Origin of the sequence: Streptomyces sp. V4I8, assembly GCF_041261225.1 — a bacterium.
Classification (GTDB): domain Bacteria; phylum Actinomycetota; class Actinomycetes; order Streptomycetales; family Streptomycetaceae; genus Streptomyces.
In genome coordinates this window covers 8,858,617-8,878,303 of record NZ_JBGCCN010000001.1, presented here as the reverse complement: position 1 = coordinate 8,878,303, position 19,687 = coordinate 8,858,617, and the positions used below count along the sequence as shown (strand labels likewise).

General features: G+C 71.1%; 18 protein-coding genes and 1 pseudogene. 9 read left to right on the top strand and 10 right to left on the bottom strand.

All coding sequences use genetic code 11. The features are described 5' to 3' along the window. Positions 1-11 precede the first annotated feature (11 nt). Genes ABIE67_RS40345 through ABIE67_RS40325 form a run of 5 tightly spaced genes read right to left on the bottom strand, consistent with a single transcriptional unit; the run spans position 12 to position 5,277 of the window. Positions 12-908, bottom strand: coding sequence for a glycosyltransferase family 2 protein (locus tag ABIE67_RS40345; protein WP_370266524.1), 897 nt, complete (start codon positions 906-908; stop codon positions 12-14). A gap of 5 nt (positions 909-913) precedes the next feature. After that, positions 914-1,693: a CDP-alcohol phosphatidyltransferase family protein gene (locus ABIE67_RS40340; protein WP_370266523.1), complete on the bottom strand. Its 780-nt coding sequence runs from the start codon at positions 1,691-1,693 to the stop codon at positions 914-916. Next, on the bottom strand, positions 1,671-2,732 hold the full coding sequence (locus ABIE67_RS40335) for an iron-containing alcohol dehydrogenase family protein (protein ID WP_370266522.1): 1,062 nt from the start codon (positions 2,730-2,732) through the stop codon (positions 1,671-1,673). Before ABIE67_RS40335 ends, ABIE67_RS40340 begins: the two co-directional genes overlap by 23 nt. Continuing rightward, positions 2,720-3,472 (bottom strand): sugar phosphate nucleotidyltransferase, encoded by a 753-nt coding sequence (locus ABIE67_RS40330; RefSeq protein WP_370266521.1) that lies wholly within the window; start codon positions 3,470-3,472, stop codon positions 2,720-2,722. The genes ABIE67_RS40335 and ABIE67_RS40330 overlap by 13 nt, the downstream gene beginning before the upstream one ends. Continuing rightward, on the bottom strand, positions 3,469-5,277 hold the full coding sequence (locus ABIE67_RS40325) for a DUF5941 domain-containing protein (protein ID WP_370266520.1): 1,809 nt from the start codon (positions 5,275-5,277) through the stop codon (positions 3,469-3,471). The genes ABIE67_RS40330 and ABIE67_RS40325 overlap by 4 nt, the downstream gene beginning before the upstream one ends. A gap of 315 nt (positions 5,278-5,592) precedes the next feature. Here ABIE67_RS40325 and galE point away from each other — a divergent pair, with 315 nt between their 5' ends. From galE to idi, 3 genes are all read left to right on the top strand, one after another. Further along, positions 5,593-6,576 carry a UDP-glucose 4-epimerase GalE gene (galE, locus tag ABIE67_RS40320; RefSeq protein WP_370266519.1) on the top strand — a complete coding sequence of 328 codons (984 nt, stop codon included), beginning with the start codon at positions 5,593-5,595 and terminating at the stop codon, positions 6,574-6,576. 156 nt (positions 6,577-6,732) lie between these two features. Beyond that, the gene (locus ABIE67_RS40315; protein ID WP_370266518.1) at positions 6,733-7,674 is read left to right on the top strand and encodes a cation diffusion facilitator family transporter; all 942 of its coding nucleotides are present in this window, start codon (positions 6,733-6,735) and stop codon (positions 7,672-7,674) included. A gap of 187 nt (positions 7,675-7,861) precedes the next feature. Next, positions 7,862-8,455 (top strand): isopentenyl-diphosphate Delta-isomerase, encoded by a 594-nt coding sequence (idi, locus tag ABIE67_RS40310; protein ID WP_370266517.1) that lies wholly within the window; start codon positions 7,862-7,864, stop codon positions 8,453-8,455. Positions 8,456-8,470: 15 nt separating this feature from the next. Here idi and ABIE67_RS40305 read toward each other — a convergent pair whose 3' ends face one another. After that, a complete protein-coding gene (locus ABIE67_RS40305; protein ID WP_370269425.1) occupies positions 8,471-8,980 on the bottom strand; it encodes an ATP-binding protein in 510 nt (169 codons plus the stop codon). A 174-nt stretch (positions 8,981-9,154) separates the two neighbouring features. Then, the gene (locus ABIE67_RS40300) at positions 9,155-9,793 is read right to left on the bottom strand and encodes an HdeD family acid-resistance protein (RefSeq protein ID WP_370266516.1); all 639 of its coding nucleotides are present in this window, start codon (positions 9,791-9,793) and stop codon (positions 9,155-9,157) included. Between the two features lie 113 nt (positions 9,794-9,906). On the opposite strand from ABIE67_RS40300, the gene ABIE67_RS40295 reads away from it, so the two are divergent. After that, entirely contained in the window at positions 9,907-10,662 is a 756-nt protein-coding gene (locus ABIE67_RS40295; protein WP_370266515.1) for an enoyl-CoA hydratase/isomerase family protein, read from the top strand. Here the strand turns inward: ABIE67_RS40295 and ABIE67_RS40290 are convergent. Together ABIE67_RS40290 and ABIE67_RS40285 are read right to left on the bottom strand one after the other, a co-directional pair. Beyond that, entirely contained in the window at positions 10,649-11,284 is a 636-nt protein-coding gene (locus tag ABIE67_RS40290; RefSeq protein ID WP_370266514.1) for a DJ-1/PfpI family protein, read from the bottom strand. The two genes, ABIE67_RS40295 and ABIE67_RS40290, sit on opposite strands and share 14 nt — an antisense overlap. A gap of 23 nt (positions 11,285-11,307) precedes the next feature. Beyond that, positions 11,308-12,267, bottom strand: coding sequence for a GlxA family transcriptional regulator (locus ABIE67_RS40285; RefSeq protein WP_370266513.1), 960 nt, complete (start codon positions 12,265-12,267; stop codon positions 11,308-11,310). Positions 12,268-12,383: 116 nt separating this feature from the next. Between ABIE67_RS40285 and ABIE67_RS40280 the strand changes: the two genes are divergently transcribed. The 5 genes and pseudogenes from ABIE67_RS40280 (at position 12,384) to ABIE67_RS40260 (ending at position 18,003) form a co-directional block, all read left to right on the top strand. Next, positions 12,384-13,253: a hypothetical protein gene (locus ABIE67_RS40280; protein WP_370266512.1), complete on the top strand. Its 870-nt coding sequence runs from the start codon at positions 12,384-12,386 to the stop codon at positions 13,251-13,253. Positions 13,254-13,469: 216 nt separating this feature from the next. After that, positions 13,470-13,601, top strand: coding sequence for an LPFR motif small protein (locus ABIE67_RS40275; protein WP_252100478.1), 132 nt, complete (start codon positions 13,470-13,472; stop codon positions 13,599-13,601). Between the two features lie 103 nt (positions 13,602-13,704). Beyond that, a complete protein-coding gene (locus ABIE67_RS40270) occupies positions 13,705-16,071 on the top strand; it encodes a Tex family protein (RefSeq protein WP_370266511.1) in 2,367 nt (788 codons plus the stop codon). A 70-nt stretch (positions 16,072-16,141) separates the two neighbouring features. Beyond that, positions 16,142-16,729: a putative glycolipid-binding domain-containing protein gene (locus ABIE67_RS40265; protein WP_370266510.1), complete on the top strand. Its 588-nt coding sequence runs from the start codon at positions 16,142-16,144 to the stop codon at positions 16,727-16,729. A gap of 125 nt (positions 16,730-16,854) precedes the next feature. Next, a pseudogene (locus ABIE67_RS40260) lies at positions 16,855-18,003 on the top strand (serine hydrolase domain-containing protein). A 25-nt stretch (positions 18,004-18,028) separates the two neighbouring features. On the opposite strand, the gene ABIE67_RS40255 reads toward ABIE67_RS40260, so the two are convergent. Next, on the bottom strand, positions 18,029-19,669 hold the full coding sequence (locus ABIE67_RS40255; protein ID WP_370266509.1) for an ABC-F family ATP-binding cassette domain-containing protein: 1,641 nt from the start codon (positions 19,667-19,669) through the stop codon (positions 18,029-18,031). Positions 19,670-19,687 lie beyond the last annotated feature (18 nt).

Here is a 19,687-nt window from a genome sequence, read left to right as displayed (position 1 = left end):
GACCGAGCTTGTCAGATGACGGGAGGACGGCCCAGTCGAGTCAGCCGCCACACCGTACGCCACTTCATGGGCCGGCGTGGACCGCACGAGGTGGACCACCCTTCCCGGAATCCGCCGAACCATGCCTTGAGGGCGGGGCGGGAGGGGCGGCGGACGAGGGTGAGCAGCATCCAGACGCCCAGATAGACCGGGACGAGGGGGGCGGGAAGGTTTCGCCGGGCCAGCCAGACGCGGTTGCGGGCGACCATGCGGTGGTAGACCGCGTGCCGCGAGGGCGCGGTCGTCGGGTGGTACAGCACCATGTCGGACCGGTAGTCGATCATCCAGCCCGCGTCGAGGGCCCGCCATGCCAGGTCGGTTTCCTCGTGCGCGTAGAAAAATTCGTCCGGCAGCCCGCCGACTTCGGCGAAGACCTGGGTACGGACGGCGTTGGCGCCGCCCAGGAACGTGGTGACCCGGGAGGAGCGCATCGGGTCGGCGGCACGCAGCCGCGGCACATGGCGGCGCTGGGTGACTCCGGTCTCCGGGTCGGCGATGCGGAAGCTGATGATGCCGAGCTTCGGGTCGGCTTCGAAGGCCGTGCGGCACAGCTCGGCGGTGTCGTGGTGGGCGAGGAGGCCGTCGTCGTCGAGGAAGAGCAATATGTCGACATCGCGACCGCTGGGCCCGAAGGCCTCGATGCCCACGTTGCGGCCACCGGGGATGCCGAGGTTCTCGGGCAGCTCGATGGTGCGGACGCCCTCGGGGACGTCCGGCACCGGAGAGCCGTTGCCGACCACGACCACCTCGACCCGGTCGCCGTCCTGCTTGGCGACCGAGTCGAGCAGGGCGCGCAGCTCGTCGGGGCGGTTGCCCATCGTGATGATGACCGCGCCGACCTTCGCTGAGGGTGCCGGTGAAGAGCCCATGCCGCTCACTTCAGCCTGCTGGAGGCGAGGACGGACACGAGGTGCAGCAGGGTCTGCAGCAGCGCGATGCCGGCCAGCACCGCGACGCCGAGCCGGGAGAAGAACAGGTCACCGCGGACCTGGTCGGCGATCGCCAGGACCAGGATCAGCAGGGACGCCTCGATACCGAGGATCAGACGGTGGAACTTGAGGGCGGCGGCCGCCTTGCGGGCCAGCGCCATGCCGGAGGTGCGCATCTCGGAGGCGGCCTCCTTGACCGGCGGCAGGCCGTTCTGATGGCGGGCGACACCGACGAGGTCGGTCTCGGCCTTGATCAGAATGGCGCCGAGGGCGGCCAGCGTGCCGAGGAACGCCCACAGCCAGTCGATACGGCCGCTGCCCCACAGGTCGGCGGCGCGCAGACCGAAGCCGACCAGCACCGCGGCGTCGGTGAGGTAGGCGCCGACGCGGTCCATGTAGACCCCGCCGAGCGAGTACTGCTTCCGCCAGCGCGCGATCTCGCCGTCGACACAGTCCAGCAGCAGATAGAGCTGGACCATGACCACGCCGAGCACCGCCCCCGGGATCCCCGGCACGAGGAGTGCCGGGGCCGCGAGGACACCGCAAAGGGTCATCAGGTAGGTGAGCTGGTTGGGCGTGACCCTGGTGTTCACCAGGTAGCGGTCGACCCGCAGGGACACCTCACGCATGTAGAGGCGTCCCATCCAGTGCTCACCGCTGCGCCGGTCCTTCACCCCCGCGGGGTGAACGACGGGGCGGAGTTCAGCTACCGATGGCCTTGACATAGTCGGCGTAGATGTCCTTGATCTGGTCGGTTGTCAGGTCGAGGTGTTCGAGGATCGTGTAGCGGCCGGGCCGGGTCTGCGGAGCGAACTCCACCACGCGGACGAACTCGTCGTCCGTGAAGCCGATCTCCTTGGGCAGTACCGGCAGCCCGTGCCGACGCAGCACCTCGGCCATGTAGGCCGACTCCTCGTGGGCTCCGCGCAGGTACATCGCGAAGGCCGCGCCCAGTCCGCACTGCTCGCCGTGGGCGGCGGCACGCTTGGGGAACAGCAGGTCGAAGGCGTGGTTGATCTCGTGGCACGCGCCGGAGGACGGGCGGGAGTCACCCGACACCGACATGGCGATACCGCTGAGCACCAGCGCCTCGGCGAGTACCTGGAGGAAGTCGGTGTCCCCTATACCGCCGGGGTGCCGGAGTACCGCCTCGCCGGCCTGGCGGGCGATCGCGGCGGCGAGGCCGTCGATCTTCTCGCCGTTGACGCGGTTGGCGAGCTCCCAGTCCGCGATCGCGGAGATGTTGGAGATGGCGTCGCCGATGCCGGCGCGCACGAAACGGGCCGGGGCGTCATGGATGACGTCCAGGTCGATGACGACCGCGATCGGGTTCGGCACACCGTAGGAGCCGCGGCCCGCGTCGTTGTCGAGGGTGGCGACCGGCGAGCACAGACCGTCGTGCGCGAGGTTCGTCGGTACGGCGACCAGCGGCAGACCGACGCGCGCCGCGGCGAACTTGGCACAGTCGATGATCTTGCCGCCGCCGAGTCCGACGACGGCGTCGTAGTGGCCGGACTTTATGTCACTGGCCAGCCGGACCGCGTCGTCGAGGGTGCCGCCGCCGACCTCGTACCAGGTCGCGCCGGGCAGCGCGGGAGCGAGCCGCTCCTTCAGCCGGGCACCGGAGCCGTTGCTGACGGCGACGGCCAGCTTGCCGGAGTGCGAGATGCGCTCGTCGGCGAGCACACTGCCCAGGTCGTCGAGGGCACCCGGGCGGATGTCGACGACGAGCGGCGAGGGGATGAGCCGGGTCAGTACTGGCACGCGATCTCCCGTCCACGGGCGAGATCGTCGTGATTGTCGATCTCCACCCACTTGACGTCGCCGATCGGCGCCACGTCGATGCGGAAGCCGCGGTTCACGAGCTCCTGGTAGCCGTGCTCGTAGAACTGCTGCGGGTCGGTCTCCCACACGGTCTTGAGCGCGTCGGCCAGCTCGGGGGCGGCGTCGCCCTCGATGAGGGTGACGCCGATGTACTCGCCGGTGGCCTCGGCGGGGTCCATCAGCTTGGTGATCTTCGTCATGCCCTTCTCGGGGTCGACGACGACCTTCATCTCCTCGTCGGCCAGGCTCTTCACCGTGTCCAGCGCGAGGATGATCTTCTTGCCGTCGCCGCGGGCGGCGAGCAGCGTCTTCTCGACGGAGACCGGGTGCACGGTGTCGCCGTTGGCGAGGATCACGCCGTCCTTGAGTGCGTCACGGCCGCACCACAGGGAGTAGGCGTTGTTCCACTCCTCGGCCTTGTCGTTGTCGATGAGGGTGAGCTTGAGCCCGTACTTCCGCTCCAGGGCTTCCTTGCGCGCGTACACGGCTTCCTTGCGGTAGCCGACGATGATCGCGACCTCGGTCAGACCGATCTCGGCGAAGTTGCCGAGGGTCAGATCGAGAACCGTTGGTTCGCCTTCTATGCCCGCGGGCCCCACCGGCACCAGAGCCTTCGGAAGGCTGTCGGTGTAGGGGCGCAGACGCCGTCCGGCGCCGGCCGCCAGCACGAGGCCGATCATGCGGGTTCTCCTTCATCGTGTACGGCGGGCGCCCCGGAGGACACCCAGAAGCGGATGCTCTCGACGAGCACCACCAGGGCGACGGCCACGGCGAGAGCCGTGAGCGCGACCTTGAACTGTGCGGCGGTGAGCAGCACGGCCAGCACCGTGACCACGAGCGTGCGGCCTTCGTGCCCCCCGATCGACCGCACCAGCCAGCGCGGGGGCGCGCCCGCGTTGCCGCGGATGCGATAGACCGTGTCGTAGTGATGGTAGGCGACGGCCGCCACCAGCCCGAAAGCCGCAGGAAGGGCTCCGTTCACGTCCGATTTGGCTGCGAGGACCAGGACGGTGCCGTATTCGGCGGCGCGGAAGATCGGGGGGACCAGCCAGTCGAGGGCGCCCTTGAGGGGCAGCGCGACGGCGGCGGCCGAGGTGAGCGTGTACAGGGCGGCCGCCGCGACCGGCAGCGCGCTGCCGTACGGCGCCAGCACCGCAGCGAGAACCAGCAGGGCCGCGCCGGGCACCGCGACGAAGACCCGGGCGCCGAACGGCGGCTTCGCGGGCAGCTTGCCCAGTACTCGCGCCAGCGCCTCGGCGATCGGCCCGCTGTCCGCGAGGTCCGCCAGCGCCTGCGCCGCCCGGTCGGTGCGGCGGGCCTTGCGGGTCAGCGAGCGCAGTACGCGGCCCGCCGTGGTGTACGTCGCGGCGAAGGCGCAGCCGATGAGCAGCGCGTAGAAGGTGATACGAGGAGTAGTGACCGCCGTCAGCACCGCGATCATCGCCCAGCGCTCGCCGATCGGCAGGACGATCATCCGGCGCACCCAGACCGTCCAGCCGACGCTGTCGAGCTTGTCGGAGAGGGCGGCCGTGGGGCTGGTGTTGGCGGTGGCGTCGTGGTTGGCCTCGTTGAAGGAGAAGTCCACGACGTGCCGGCAGGTCTGCAGGACCATCGCGCCGAGGGCGAGGGCCCAGACGTCGTCGCCGCCGCGGGCCGCGCCGAGGGCGAGACCGGCGTAGTAGGCGTACTCCTTGGCCCGGTCGAAGGTGGCGTCGAGCCAGGCGCCGAGCGTGGAGTACTGCAGGGAGTAGCGGGCGAGCTGGCCGTCGGTGCAGTCCAGGACGAACGAGAAGATCAGCAGGAGGCCGGCGGCGATGAACCCGCCCCGGGTGCCGGTGGCCGCGCAGCCCGCCGCGATGAGCGCGGTGATCAGGGAGGCGGTGGTGACCTGGTTGGGGGTCAGGCCCCGGCGGGCGCACCAGCGGGCGATGTAGCGGGAGTACGGGCTGATGCAGTAGGTCGTGAAGAAGCCGTCGCGGGACTTCACGGCCGACTTCAGGCGTACGGCCTCGTCGTCGACGGCGGAGACGGCCTGCCGTGCCTCGTTGCGGGCCTGCGGGTCGGCCGGGACGGCGGCGACCAGGCTGCCGAGCTCGGGACGGTGGACGTCGGTGCCCTCGTCGTCGAGGGCGGTGACGATGCGGTCGGCGAGGCTGTCGACGGCCACTGCCGTACCGCCGCCCGCGGAGTTCTCGCGGGCCATGGCGCGGGTCAGGGCGTGGCGGCCGGTCGGCTGGGCCGTCACGGCGCCCGGGATCGCGGCGAGCGGGAAGCGGGGGTCGGTCAGGCCGAGGCGCAGCGCGTGCTGGTGGCCGACGAAGCGGCCGTCGACGACGGCGACCCGCTGGTCGCCGGGCACCTGGGCGAGGAGCGTCTCGGCGTCGGCGGCGTCGGCGGCGACCCGCACGTCGTAGCCGAGGGACCGCAGATCGCCCTCGATCGACGATCCGGGGACCGGCTGACCGGTGAGGATGGCGGTCGACAACCGAACTCACTCCCTGGGTGCCGGCGTGTCCGCGCCGGTCATGTTCATGGTGGCGGCGCCCCATTCCGGGGCCCTGTCGTCAAGTTGACGTCGTCCGCCCGAAGGGCGGGCCGGGCGGCGTGTCGGCAGAGGCTATCGGATGATTGGAAGCCGACGTTCACCGGCCGTTCGGCGGAACGATCAACGTGGTTTGCCCAGAGCTTTGCCGCGATCATCATCGGGGATTCCGGGGCCCGCCCACAAACTCGCGCTTCCAGACCGGGGCATCGGGGACATTGTGAGCCGCGCCGGGGCCCCGGCATAGGGTGGGCGACCATGACATGGCTGATCACAGGCGGAGCCGGCTACATCGGAGCACATGTGGCGCGGGCCATGACCGACGCCGGGGAGCGGGTCCTCGTACTGGACGACCTCTCGGCCGGACGTCCCGCGCGGCTCCCGGCGGACATCCCCCTCGTCGAGGGTTCCTCGCTCGACGCAGACCTGCTGAAGCGGGTGTTCGCCGAGCACGCGGTGACGGGTGTGGTGCATCTCGCGGCGCGCAAGCAGGTCGGCGAGTCCGTGGCGCAGCCGACGCGCTACTACCGGGAGAACGTGGGCGGTCTCGGCACGCTCCTGGAAGCGGTCGCCGAGGCGGGGATCAAGCGGTTCCTGTTCTCGTCGTCCGCCGCCGTCTACGGCAACCCTGATGTGGACCTCATCACGGAGGACACTCCGTGCGCGCCGGTGAACCCGTACGGCGAGACCAAGCTCGCCGGGGAGTGGCTGGTGCGGGCGGCGGGCCACGCGCACGGCATCTCGACCGTGTGCCTGCGCTACTTCAACGTCGCGGGCGCCGCATCGCCCGAGCTGGCCGACACGGGCGTCTTCAACATCGTCCCCATGGTCTTCGACCGGCTCACCCGCGACGAGGCCCCGCGGATCTTCGGCGACGACTACCCGACGCCGGACGGCACCTGCGTCCGTGACTACATCCATGTCGCCGACCTGGCCGAGGCGCACCTGGCGGCGGCCCGACGGCTCACCGCGGCGGACGCGACCGGTGATCTGACGGTCAACATCGGCAGGGGTGCGGGCGTCTCCGTCCGCGAACTGATCACCGTCATCGGCGAGGTCACCGGCGACGCCCGCCCCGCCGTCGTCGAGGCCCGTCGGCCCGGGGACGCCCCGCGTGCGGTCGCCTCGGCCGCACTGGCCGCCGAGAAGCTCGGCTGGACGGCTCGGCGCGGGGTACGCGAGATGGTCGAGTCGGCATGGCAGGGGTGGCTGCTGCACCGTGGTGGCCGGTCGGGCAACTGATCATGCGAGGCTCTGACCTGCGGATCGTTTCCGCAGGTCAGGGCACATGACAACGGTGTTCAGTGCCGCGTTGCCCGATACCCCCCACCCGTAGTTCACTGTGACCCCGGACGGACATTCCGATCGTCGGACGGACCACGGAAGGGCGGCTTTCCCATGGGGGCTGGGCACGATCACGGGCACGGGCACACGCACGTGCCGACGAGCGGTACGGCGGCTGCCGCGTACCGCGGGAGACTGCGCGTGGCGCTGTCGATCACGCTCGGCGTCATGGTGGTCGAGATCATCGGCGGGGTGGCCGCGGACTCGCTCGCCCTGATCGCGGACGCGGCGCACATGGCGACAGACGCTCTCGGTCTGGGCATGGCACTGCTCGCCATCCACTTCGCGAACCGGCCACCGAGCACGACGCGCACCTTCGGCTACGCCCGCGCGGAGATCCTCGCCGCCCTCGCCAACTGTCTGCTCCTGCTCGGCGTCGGCGGCTACGTCCTGTACGAGGCGATCCAGCGGTTCTTCACGCCCGCGGACACCGAGGGCGGCCTGATGATCGTGTTCGGTGCGATCGGCCTGGTCGCGAACATGATCTCGCTGACGCTGCTGATGCGGGGCCAGAAGGAGAGCCTGAACGTGCGCGGCGCCTTCCTTGAGGTGGCCGCGGACGCGCTGGGCTCGCTCGCGGTGCTGATCTCGGCAGCGGTGATCCTGGCCACCGGCTGGCAGGCCGCCGACCCGATCGCCTCGCTGGTCATCGGCCTGATGATCGTGCCGCGCACCTTCAAGCTGCTGCGCGAGACCCTCGACGTACTGCTGGAGGCGGCCCCGAAGGACGTCGACATGACGGAGGTGCGGGCTCACATACTCGCCCTGGACGGCGTCGAGGACGTCCACGACCTGCACGTTTGGACGATCACCTCGGGCATGCCGGTGCTGTCCGCCCATGTGGTGGTGCGCTCCGACGCCCTGAACGCGATCGGCCACGAGAAGATGCTGCACGAGCTCCAGGGCTGCCTCGGTGACCACTTCGACGTGGAGCACTGCACCTTCCAGCTGGAGCCGGTCGGGCACGCGGAGCACGAAGCCCGGCTCTGTCACTGAAACAACCGTACGGTCCGATAAGACGTCAGTACGGATGGAATGCAGCGATCCGGTGGTGGGTCGCGTCCTCATGCCTACAGCGCCCCTCCGCGCGGTTCCGTGCCCGCCGCGCCGGGCACGATCAACTGCCGGGAGTGCCGGATTCGTACGGCACACTTGGGGCGCAAGACCGAGGCGAAGGATGGGTATGCCGATCACACCTGCCACCGCGACGCACAGTGCGTCGAACGGCACCGCAGACGCGATTTTGCTGGAACTGGTCGACGAGAACGGTGTGACGATCGGCACCGCGGAGAAGCTCGCCGCCCATCAGCCTCCCGGGCAGCTGCACCGCGCGTTCTCCGTGTTCCTTTTCGACGAGCACGGCCGGCTGCTGCTGCAGCGGCGGGCGCTCGGCAAGTACCACTCCCCCGGCGTCTGGTCCAACACCTGCTGCGGCCACCCCTACCCCGGCGAGGCCCCTTTCGCGGCCGCGGCCCGGCGCACCCACGAGGAACTCGGCGTCTCCCCGTCGCTGCTCGCCGAGGCGGGGACGGTCCGCTACAACCACCCGGACCCGGACTCGGGTCTGGTGGAGCAGGAGTACAACCACCTCTTCGTCGGCCTGGTGCAGTCCCCGCTGCGGCCGGACCCGGAGGAGGTCGGTGAGACCGCCTTCGTGACCCCGGCCGAACTGGCGGAGCGCCACGCGAAGGATACCTTCTCGTCCTGGTTCATGACCGTCCTCGACGCGGCCCGCCCCGCGGTCAGAGAGCTGACGGGCCCGTCGGCCGGCTGGTGAGGACCCCGAGGGGGGTCAGGGCACACGCACGGGCGTGAGCGGGACGGCGGCCCAGATCACCTTGCCGCCGCTCGCCGTGTGCTCGACGTCGCACACGCCGCCCGCCTCCCGGGTCACCTCGCGGACCAGGAGCAGCCCGCGACCGCCGGTCTGGCCATGGTCGGCCTCCAGGGCGGTCGGGCGGTAGGGGTGGTTGTCCTCCACCGACACCCGCAGCCACTCGGCACCGACGGCGACCTCCACGGCAAGTGTCGGCGACAGCAGCGCCGCGTGCCGGACTGCGTTCGTGACCAGCTCCGACACGATCAGCAACACTCCCTGCACCAGATCGTCGGAGACCGGCACGCCCTGGCGGTACAGCAGATCCCGTACGGCATGCCGGGCCTGCGGGACCGAGGCGTCGACGGCTGGGGCGGTGAACCGCCAGACGCCCTCGTACGGCAGTGGATTCGGCGGCCGCTGGACGAGAGGTTCGTCCGCGCCACCTCCTGGGCGTGGGCCGGACCCGCGCCCGTGGTTCTCCATCGTCCGGTCGCCACCCTCGCGCTCGATTGTCACCACACGTCGAGTGTTGGTAATGAGCAGGTCCGGACCGTAGAACTGAACAGAAGTCAGCGGGTATCGAGCGTTTCTGACCGTTGGCGTATGACACGGTCAGTTGTGGGACCGCTCCGGCGCCGCTTGTGCCGACTTCACGAACTATTCGGGTTGTACGGGTTTGACGCCGCCGCCGTCCGGCCCGTCCCGCTCGTCACTCTCGGTGGTCAGCTGCTTCGAGACCATGCTGACGACACGGCGTCCACCGTAGCCGGTCGCGATCAGGCCGAGCCCGTCGAAGAGCAGGGCGAGGGAGAAGAAGGTCCCGATCACGTACTTGCTGCTGCTCGGCCAGTTGGCCAGCACCAGGATGCCCAGGAGCAGGCCGAAGGCGCCCTGCACCAGCGTCCAGCCGAACTGCGGTCCGCGCACCACCAGGCTGCCCGCCAGCCGGAACACCCCGCCGGTGAGGAACAGCAGAGCGGCGAACATGGTGAGCGCCTCGGCCGCCGCCTCCGGGGTGCGGATCACCACCACACCGGCCGCGATGTTCAGCGCCGCGACCACCACCCCGAGCCAGAAGAAGTTGTTCCCCCGCGCCTGGACCGCGTGCAGCAGCCCCACGGCACCGCCGATCAGCAGCAGCCAGCCGAACAGGATCATCGAGGTCAGGGTGGCGAGGCCGGTGTAGACGAGGCCGACGAGACCCGCGAGGACAAGGACCACGCCGAGCGCGGCGAGCCAGCCGAAGCGGCGGTGCAGTTTCGCCGTCTCGCCCGTGGGTTTGGCGGAGCCTTCCATCGGCGCCTCCTCGGTCGCTCCCTCCTGTGAGTCCCCTTTGCACCCGGTGCCGTAACTCGTCCCCGGGGCCCTTCCCGATCGGCCGTTCGACGCTGCCGGATAGCATCCGGCCCATGGAGCCCCAGCTGCTGCACAGCGTCACCGACTCGGTCGCCACCGTCGTCATCCACCACCCCGCCAAGCGCAACGCGATGACGGCCGCGATGTGGCGGGCGCTGCCGCCGCTGCTCGGCACGCTGGCCGCCGATCCGGCCGTACGGGTGCTGGTGCTGACCGGCGAGGGCGGGACGTTCTGCGCGGGCGCCGACATCTCCACGCTCCAGGGGTCGCCTCAGGAGGCGCAGGGGCTCGCCGTGGCCGCCGAGGAGGCGCTGGCCGCCTTCCCCAAGCCGACGCTGGCGGCGATCCGGGGGCACTGTGTGGGCGGCGGGTCGCAGCTGGCGGCGGCGTGTGATCTGCGGTTCGCCGAGGAGGGGTCGCTGTTCGGGGTGACGCCGGCCAAGCTCGGGATCGTGTATCCGGCCTCCTCCACACGGCGGTTGGCGTCGCTGGTGGGACCGGCCACCACCAAGTACCTGCTGTTCTCGGGTGAATTGATCGACGCCGGGCGCGCGCTGCGTACGGGCCTGCTGGACGAGGTGCTGCCCGAGGGCGAACTGGTCAAGCGGGTCACGGAGTTCACCCGGATCCTGGTGTCGCGCTCGCAGCTGACGCAGGCCGCGGCGAAGGAGTTCGCGGACGGGCGCACCGACCGCGACGATCACTGGGCCGAGCAGGCGCGCGGAAGCGGCGACACCGCGGAGGGCGTCGCCGCCTTCCTGGAGCGCAGGCAGCCGCGCTTCACCTGGAACGTCCCTACGTCAGGCTGAAGCGGCTGTTCGTGCGGAACTCCTCGACGAGGTGCGCGGGCGCCTTCTGCGGGGAGCCGGCGTCGTAGGGCGGCTGCGGATCGTACTCGGTCAACAGCTGTACGGCCTGCGCGTGTTCGTCACCGGCGATCTTCCCGACCAGGGTCAGACCCATGTCGATGCCGGAGGAGACCCCGGCCGCGGTGATGTACTTGCCGTCCGGTACGACCCGGTCGCCCGTGGGCTCGGCGCCGTACTGCGGCAGGAAGTCGAGGGTGAGCCAGTGGGAGGTGGCACGGCGGCCCTCGAGGAGGCCGGCGGCGCCGAGGAGCAGCGAGCCGCTGCACACGGAGGTCGTCCAGGTGCTCGTGGTGTCGGCGGTCCTGAGCCACTCCAGGAGGGTCTCGTTCTCGATCTCGGCGAAGGTTCCGGGTCCGCCCGGCACCACGACGACGTCGGGGTGGGGCACGTCCGCCAGCGCCTTGTCGGCCGTGAGGGCGAGGAAGCCCGTGTCGGCGCGCACGGATCCCGCGGTCTCGGCGACGAAGTCGACCCGCGCGTCCGGGAGACGGCTCAACGCCTCGTAGGGCCCGACGATGTCGAGGGCGGTGAAGCGGTCGTAGAGGACCATCGCGATCTGCATGGTGCTTCCTTTCGGCAGGGGTCTCAGTGGGCCGGTGCGGGGCGGAACCGGCGGCGGTACTCGGCCGGGGCCGTCCCGAGGGTCTTGACGAAGGCGCGGCGCATGGCCTCGGGGGTGCCGTAGCCACTGGCCCGGGAGATCTCCTCGACGCCGTCGGTGGTGTCCTCCAGGAGGCGGCGGGCCTGTTCGAGGCGGACGCGGTCCACATACCGGCCCGGCGTCATACCGGTCTCGGTCTGGAAGGCGCGGGCGAAGTGGCGCGGGGAGAGGCTGGCGCGGGCGGCGAGTGTCTCCACGCTCAGATCGGCGTCGGGGTGCTCGGTGATCCAGCGCTGGACGTCCCGAAGGGGCTCGCGTCGGGCGGTCTGGGCGGCGAGCTGGGCGCTGAACTGGGCCTGGTTACCCGGTCGGCGCAGGAAGACCACCAGGTGGCGGGCGATGCCGAGGGCCATGTCCCGGCCCAGGTCCTCCTCGACCAGGGCGAGGGCGAGGTCGATGCCGGAGGTGACGCCGGCGGAGGTGGCCACGTGCCCGTCACGTATGTAGATGGGGTCCGGGTCGACCTCCACTTCGGGGTGGTCACGGGAGAGCTTGTCGCAGTACGCCCAGTGGGTCGTGGCACGGCGACCGTCCAGCAGACCCGCTCCGGCGAGCAGGATCGCGCCGGTGCAGACGGAGACCAGACGCTCGGCCGCGGGACCGTGTTCGCGCAGCCAGCCGATCAGATCGGGCTGGGGCCCACGTGTGCCTTCACCGCCCGGGACGAGGAGGGTGTGCGGGTCGGGCACCTCGGCGAAGGACGCGTCCGGTACGACGGTCAGGCCGCTCGACGTGCGGACGGGGCCGCCGTCCAAGGAGGCCGTACGGATGAGGTAGGTGCCCGGCCGGTGCTTCTCGGCCCCCACGAAGACCTCCAGGGGGCCGGTCAGGTCGAGACTCTGGACACCGTCGAAGACGACGAAGAGAACGGTTCGCTGGGCCATGCCATCGATTGTTCCGACAGCGACGACTTGACCACAATGACGGGCTCCCCACCTTTCCTGCCATGAGTCCTCCTGGCCCGGAAGGGACGTACCAAGCGGTTGGTAACCTCCGGTGCATGACTACTGCCGCCCTGGAGCCCCTCGCCGGCCGCCGCTGCCACCACGTGCTCAACTCCCTGCACGCGACGTCCTACTTCGCCCCTGAGCTGGGCGAGGAACTGGGCGCCCTCGGGATCACGCATCCCAAGGCCGTCAACTTCGCGGTACGGGCCGCCGCGTTGGGACCGGTCGGCGCGGGCGCGGTGACGGCGACGTTCTACAACTACAAGCACGAGCTGGTGGCCCGGCACGTACCCGCCGTCTGGGCGATCGCCTCCCCCGAGGACGTGCTCGCGGCACGCGCGCGTGCGGTCGACTCGGCGTTGCGGCGGCTGCTGGGCGAGGACGTCGTGACGTCCCCGGAGATGGCGGAGGCCGCGCGGCTCGCGCTCCGGGCCACGGAAGCCTGTTCCCGCAGCGCCCGGCCGCTGTACTCGGCCCACGCGGACCTGCCGGTCCCGCAGGAGCCGCACCTGGCGTACTTCCACGCCACCACGCTGCTGCGCGAGCACCGGGGGGACGGGCATCTCGCCGTGCTGATGGCGGCCGGGCTCGACGGGCTCGAGGCCGTCGTCTCCCACACGGCGACCGGCAAGGGGATGGCGCCGAAGTGGGTGGTCACCACGCGTGGCTGGACCCAGGAGGACTGGGACGCCGCGTCCGGGCGGCTGCGTGAGCGCGGTCTGCTGGGCGACTCGGGCGATCTGACGCCGGAGGGTGTCGCCCTGCGCGCGGAGATCGAGTCCGAGACGGACCGCCTGGATCAGGCGCCCTACGAGCACCTCGGGGCGGAGGGGGTGGCACGGCTGACGGGACTCGGTGCGGAGTTCGCGCGGGCGGCGGTGGCGGCGGGGGCGTTCCCGGCGGACCTGACCGGCAAGGGCTGAGCCCTCCGGGGCGGCGGACCGCCACGACTTGCTCGCCCCCGCCGCCCCTACCCGTCCCATCCCTGAAGGGGCTCCGCCCCTTCGATCCCGCCAGGGGGCCGCCGCCCCCTGCACCCCCGGCTATCGGCCTACGGCCTCGTCCTCAAACGCCGGACGGGCTGAATAGGGGGCGCCAGTCGCGGTACTCGGTCCTCAACCTGAGGAAGGAGCAACCACGTGTTCCGTGCAATCGCAGATGTACTCCGGCAGATAGGCGGCGCGATCGCCACTGTCGTGACGTTGCCGTTCCGGGCTCTCGCCCGGCTCTTCGGTGGTGCCTCGAGCAGTACGCGCAGTCGCCGGGCCTGATTCCGTCCCGCCGCGACCGGCCGAGTCGCCGCCCTGATCCCCGGTTGTCGGTGCTACCTGCCACAATTGCCGCGCAACCTCAGTGAGAAGGCGGGACGGGATCGTGACGACACCCCTCGTAGGGTCCATCGAAGGCAGGATCGCCGCGGAGCTCGGCGTAGGAGAGCGGCAGGTGAAGGCTGCCGTGGAGCTGCTCGACGGCGGTTCGACGGTGCCTTTCATCGCCCGCTACCGCAAGGAAGCGACCGAGATGCTCGACGATGCGCAGCTGCGCACCGTCGAGGAGCGGCTGCGCTATCTGCGGGAGTTGGAGGAGCGGCGGACGGCGATCCTCGAATCGGTGCGTGAGCAGGGCAAGCTGACCGAGGAGCTGGAGGCCCGGATCCGCGGCGCCGAGACCAAGGCCCGGCTGGAGGACATCTATCTGCCGTACAAGCCCAAGCGCAGGACCAAGGCGCAGATCGCGCGGGAGGCCGGGCTGGAGCCCCTCGCCGAGGGCTTGCTGGCTGATCCGACCATCGAGCCGCTGGCCGCTGCCGCGGCCTTCGTCGACGCCGACAAGGGCGTGGCCGACCCGCAGGCCGCCCTGGAGGGCGCCCGGGCGATTCTCACGGAGCGGTTCTCGGAGGACGCCGACCTGATCGGCGAACTGCGCGAGCGCATGTGGGTGCGCGGGCGGCTGGCCGCCAAGGTGCGCGACGGCAAGGAGGAGGCGGGCGCGAAGTTCGCCGACTACTTCGACTTCGCCGAACCGTTCACCGAGCTGCCCTCGCACCGCATCCTGGCGATGCTGCGCGGCGAGAAGGAGGAGGTCCTCGACCTCGTCCTGGAGCCGGAGGAGCCCACCGAGGGGCCGTCGTCGTACGAGGGGATCGTCGCCGGGAAGTTCGGGATCGCCGACCGCGGCCGCGCCGCCGACAAGTGGCTGAAGGACACGGTCCGCTGGGCCTGGCGGACCCGCATCCTCGTCCACCTCGGCATCGACCTGAGGCTGCGTCTGCGCACGGCGGCCGAGGACGAGGCCGTGGGCGTGTTCGCGGCGAACCTCCGCGATCTGCTGCTCGCCGCCCCGGCCGGCACGCGTGCGACGCTGGGCCTGGACCCGGGCTTCCGTACGGGCGTCAAGGTCGCCGTGGTCGACGCGACCGGCAAGGTGGTGGCCACCGACGTCATCTACCCGCACGTCCCCGCCAACAAGTGGGACGAGGCGATCGCCAAGCTGGCCCGGCTGTCGAAGGAGCACGCGGTCGAGCTGGTCGCGATCGGCAACGGTACGGCGTCCCGTGAGACGGACAAGCTCGCCGGTGAACTCATCACCAAGCATCCGGAGTTGAAGCTCACCAAGGTGATGGTGTCCGAGGCGGGCGCGTCCGTGTACTCGGCCTCGGCCTTCGCCTCGCAGGAGCTGCCCGACATGGACGTGTCGCTGCGCGGCGCCGTCTCCATCGCGCGCCGGCTCCAGGACCCGCTGGCCGAGCTGGTGAAGATCGACCCGAAGTCGATCGGCGTCGGCCAGTACCAGCACGACCTGTCCGAGGTGAAGCTGTCGCGCTCGCTGGACGCGGTGGTGGAGGACTGTGTGAACGGCGTGGGCGTCGATGTCAACACCGCTTCCGCACCGCTGCTCGCGCGCGTCTCCGGCATCACCTCCGGGCTGGCGGAGAACATCGTGGCGCACCGGGACGCGAACGGCCCGTTCAAGTCCCGCCAGCAGCTCAAGGGCGTGGCCCGCCTGGGCCCGAAGGCGTACGAGCAGTGCGCGGGCTTCCTGCGGATCCGCGGCGGCGACGACCCGCTGGACGCGTCCAGCGTGCACCCCGAGGCGTACCCGGTCGTCCGGCGCATGGTGAAGACCTCCGGTCAGGAGGTGGCCGCGCTCATCGGCAACACCGGCGTGCTGCGGTCGTTGAAGGCGAACGACTTCGTGGACGAGACGTTCGGTCTGCCGACCGTGACCGACATCCTGAAGGAACTGGAGAAGCCCGGACGCGACCCGCGTCCCGCCTTCAAGACGGCCACCTTCAAGGAGGGCGTCGAGAAGATCTCCGACCTGTCGTCCGGGATGGTCCTGGAGGGCGTCGTGACGAACGTGGCGGCCTTCGGGGCGTTCATCGACGTCGGTGTCCACCAGGACGGTCTGGCGCATGTCTCCGCGCTGTCGAAGACGTTCGTCAAGGACCCGCGGGACGTGGTGAAGCCCGGTGACATCGTCAAGGTGAAGGTCCTCGACGTCGATATTCCGCGCAAGCGGATCTCCCTGACGCTGCGTCTCGACGACGAGGCGGCTCCGCAGGGGCAGCAGGGCGGGGGTGGCGGCGAACGCCGGCAGCGGGGCGGACGCCCGCCGCAGCAGCGGCAGGGCCGCGGCGGCGGTGGCGGCTCGCGTCAGGCGCCGCCTCCGGCCAACAGCGCCATGGCCGACGCTCTGCGCCGCGCCGGTCTGGTCGACCCCAAGCGGGGCAAGCGCTGAGACGACACACGGGCCCGGGCTCTCCGGTACGCCACGGAGGGTCCGGCCGGTTCGCCCGTAGGGTGAGGTCATGCCGAGGTCGCGTGTCATCACCTGGGAAGTGTCGGAGAGCAAGGGCGTCGAGACCGCCTGGATCGAGCTCGGCGACGGCACCCTGAGCGGCCGTGGACGGGCGGTCGGTACGGTTCCGGAGCCGTACTGGATCTCGTACGAACTCGACACGGCCGACGCCTTCGTGACCCGTCGGCTGCTGGTCACCGTGGAGTCGGCGAGCGGTGTGCGCACGCTCGAGCTGCGGCACGACGGAGCGGGCCGGTGGACGGCGAACGGTGAGCACCTGCCCGCAGTCGACGGGGCGCTCGACTGCGATCTGGGCCTGTGCCCGCTCACCAACACGATGCCGGTGCTGCGGCACGGTCTTCATCTGGCCCCCGGGGAACGGGAGTTGCTGATGGCCTGGGTGTCGGTGCCCGACCTGGCCGTCCTCCCCTCGCGGCAGACCTACACGCACCTGGGGCAGCATCGCATCCGCTTCGTCTCCGGGGACTTCCGCAGCGATATCGACTTCGACGACGACGGCTTGGTCGTCGACTACCCGGGGCTGGCGACTCGGTTCGGCGGATCCGGGGGGCACGGCACGTTGGGCCGAGTGCAGTAGCACGAGCAGCTGACCGGATCCGGGCGGGCGAAGCTGGACGCCCAGTCCGCGAGGCCCGCCGCCGCTCAGGGAGAACCGACGCCGACCCCCGTTCGCCGCCGCCGCCGTTCCCCGCTCGGCCCCGTCTGGGCGCGGTCTCCCTCATCACCATCTGCCTGACCCTGCTGTCCTCGGCCACCGTGGGCGCCGCCACGCCGCCCGGACCGCATACCGACGCCGCGCTCCGGCAGCAGCTCAAGGACCTGGTCCGCACGCCGGGCGGCCCGCCCGGCGTCATCGCCGTCCTGCAGGACGGCAGGAGCAGCCGGGTCGTCCGGGCGGGGGTCGCGAACCTGGCGACCGGCCGCAGGCCCCACATCGACGACCACATGCGCATCGCCAGCACGGCCAAGGCGTTCAGCGGCGCGGTGGCCCTGTCCCTCGTCGACCGCCGCTACCTGAGTCTCGACGACACCCTGCGCGAGCGGCTGCCCCGCCTGCCCAGGGCCTGGGGCGCCGTGACACTGCGCCAGCTGCTCAACCACACCAGCGGCCTGCCCGACTACTCGCGGGCCCCGGCGTTCCTGAACATCCTCATGGCGAACCCCCGGCACCACTTCGACTCCCGCCGGCTGCTCGACTACGTCGCCGGCCAGCCCCTGCGCTTCCGGCCCGGCTCCCGGTACAAGTACTCCAACTCCGACAACATCGCCGTCGCCCTCATGGCCGAGGCGGTCACCCGCGTCCCGTACGAGCGGTTGCTGGAGGAGCTGGTGTACCGGCCGCTGGGCCTGCGCCAGACCAGCCTGCCGCAGGGCTACCGGATGCCGAGGCCCTATCTGCACGGCTAAGACGTGAGCCCGCCCGAGCCGCCGGAAGACGTCAGCGAGGTCCTCAGCATGTCCGGCGTGTGGGCGTCGGGCGGCATCGTCTCCACGCCGGCCGACATGACGCGCTTCATCCGGGGCTACGCCGGCGGCCGGCTGTACGGCCCTCATGTCGTACGGGAGCAGCGGCGCTGGATCCCCGGGGCGGCGTCCGAGCCCGCCGGGCCGGGGCGCAACGCCGCGGGGCTGGCCATCTTCCGGTACACCACCCCGTGCGGTGTGGTGCAGGGGCACACCGGCAACACCCTCGGCTACACGCAGCTGATCGCCGCGACGCCGGACGGGCGCCGGTCGCTGACCTTCTCCGCCACCACCCAGATCACCGAGGCCATGAAACCCGACCTGCTGCGGAAGCTGCGCGCCGTGCAGGAGAACTTCGTCTGTGCCCTGCTGAACCCCAGGCGCTGACGCACACGCCCCCGGCGGACCCGCCCTAGCGTTCGGTCACCTTGCCGTCGGCGACCTCCAGGCGGCGGGTGACGTGGACCGCGTCGAGCATGCGCCGGTCGTGGGTGACCAGGAGCAGGGTGCCCTCGTAGGCGTCCATGGCCGATTCCAGTTGCTCGATGGCCGGCAGGTCGAGGTGGTTCGTGGGCTCGTCCAGGACCAGGAGGTTGACGCCCTTGCCCTGGAGGAGGGCGAGGGCCGCGCGGGTCCGTTCGCCCGGGGAGAGGGTGGCCGCCGAGCGCAGGACGTGGTCCGCCTTCAGGCCGAACTTGGCCAGGAGGGTGCGGACTTCCGCCGGTTCCGTGTCGGGGACCGCCGCGTAGAAGGCGTCCAGCAAGGACTCCTCGCCGTGGAAGAGCTTGCGGGCCTGGTCGACCTCGCCGATCAGGACGCCGGAGCCGAGCGTCGCCTGCCCCGCGGTCAGCGGGACGCGGCCCAGCAGGGCGCCCAGCAGCGTCGACTTGCCCGCGCCGTTGGCGCCCGTGACCGCCACCCGGTCGGCCCAGTCGATCTGCAGGGTCACCGGGCCCAGGATGAAGTCGCCGCGCCGGACCTCGGCGTGCCGCAGGGTCGCGACCACCGCGCCCGAGCGTGGCGCCGACGCGATCTCCATGCGCAGTTCCCACTCCTTGCGCGGCTCCTCGACGACCTCCAGGCGCTCGATCATGCGCTGGGTCTGGCGGGCCTTCGCGGCCTGCTTCTCGCTGGCCTCGCTGCGGAACTTGCGGCCGATCTTGTCGTTGTCGTTGTTCGCCTTGCGGCGTGCGTTCTTGACGCCCTTGTCCATCCAGGAGCGCTGCATCTGCGCCCGGTCCTGGAGGGCGGCCTTCTTGTCGGCGTACTCCTCGAAGTCGTCGCGGGCGTGCCGACGGGCCACCTCGCGCTCCTCCAGGTAGGCCTCGTAGCCACCGCCGTAGAGGTTGATCTGCCGCTGGGCGAGGTCGAGTTCGAGGACCTTGGTGACCGTGCGGGTGAGGAACTCGCGGTCGTGGCTGACGACGACGGTCCCGGCGCGCAGGCCGCCGACGAAGCGTTCCAGGCGCTCCAGGCCGTCGAGGTCGAGGTCGTTCGTCGGCTCGTCCAGCAGGAAGATGTCGTAGCGGGACAACAGGAGCGAGGCCAGCCCCGCGCGGGCCGCCTGGCCGCCCGACAGGGACGTCATCGGCTGGTCCAGGTCGACCGCCAGGCCCAGCGAGTCGGCGACCTCCTCCGCCCGCTCGTCGAGGTCGGCGCCGCCCAGGTCGAGCCAGCGCTCCAGGCTCGTGGCGTACGCGTCGTCCGAGCCCGGCGCACCGTCGACGAGGGCCTGCGTCGCCTCGTCCATCACGCGCTGGGCCTCGGCGACTCCGGTGCGGCGGGCCAGGAACGCCCGCACGGTCTCGCCGGGGCGCCGCTCGGGCTCCTGCGGGAGGTGACCGACGGTCGCGGTCGGCGGGGAGAGCCTCAGCTCGCCCTCCTCCGGTGCGAGCAGCCCGGCGAGCAGGCGCAGCAGCGTGGACTTGCCCGCGCCGTTGGCCCCGACCAGGCCGATCACGTCTCCGGGCGCCACGACGAGGTCGAGCCCACTGAACAGGGAGCGGTCGCCGTGGCCGGCGGCGAGGTTCTTGGCGACGAGGGTTGCGGTCACAGAGGGCGATCCTAGTGG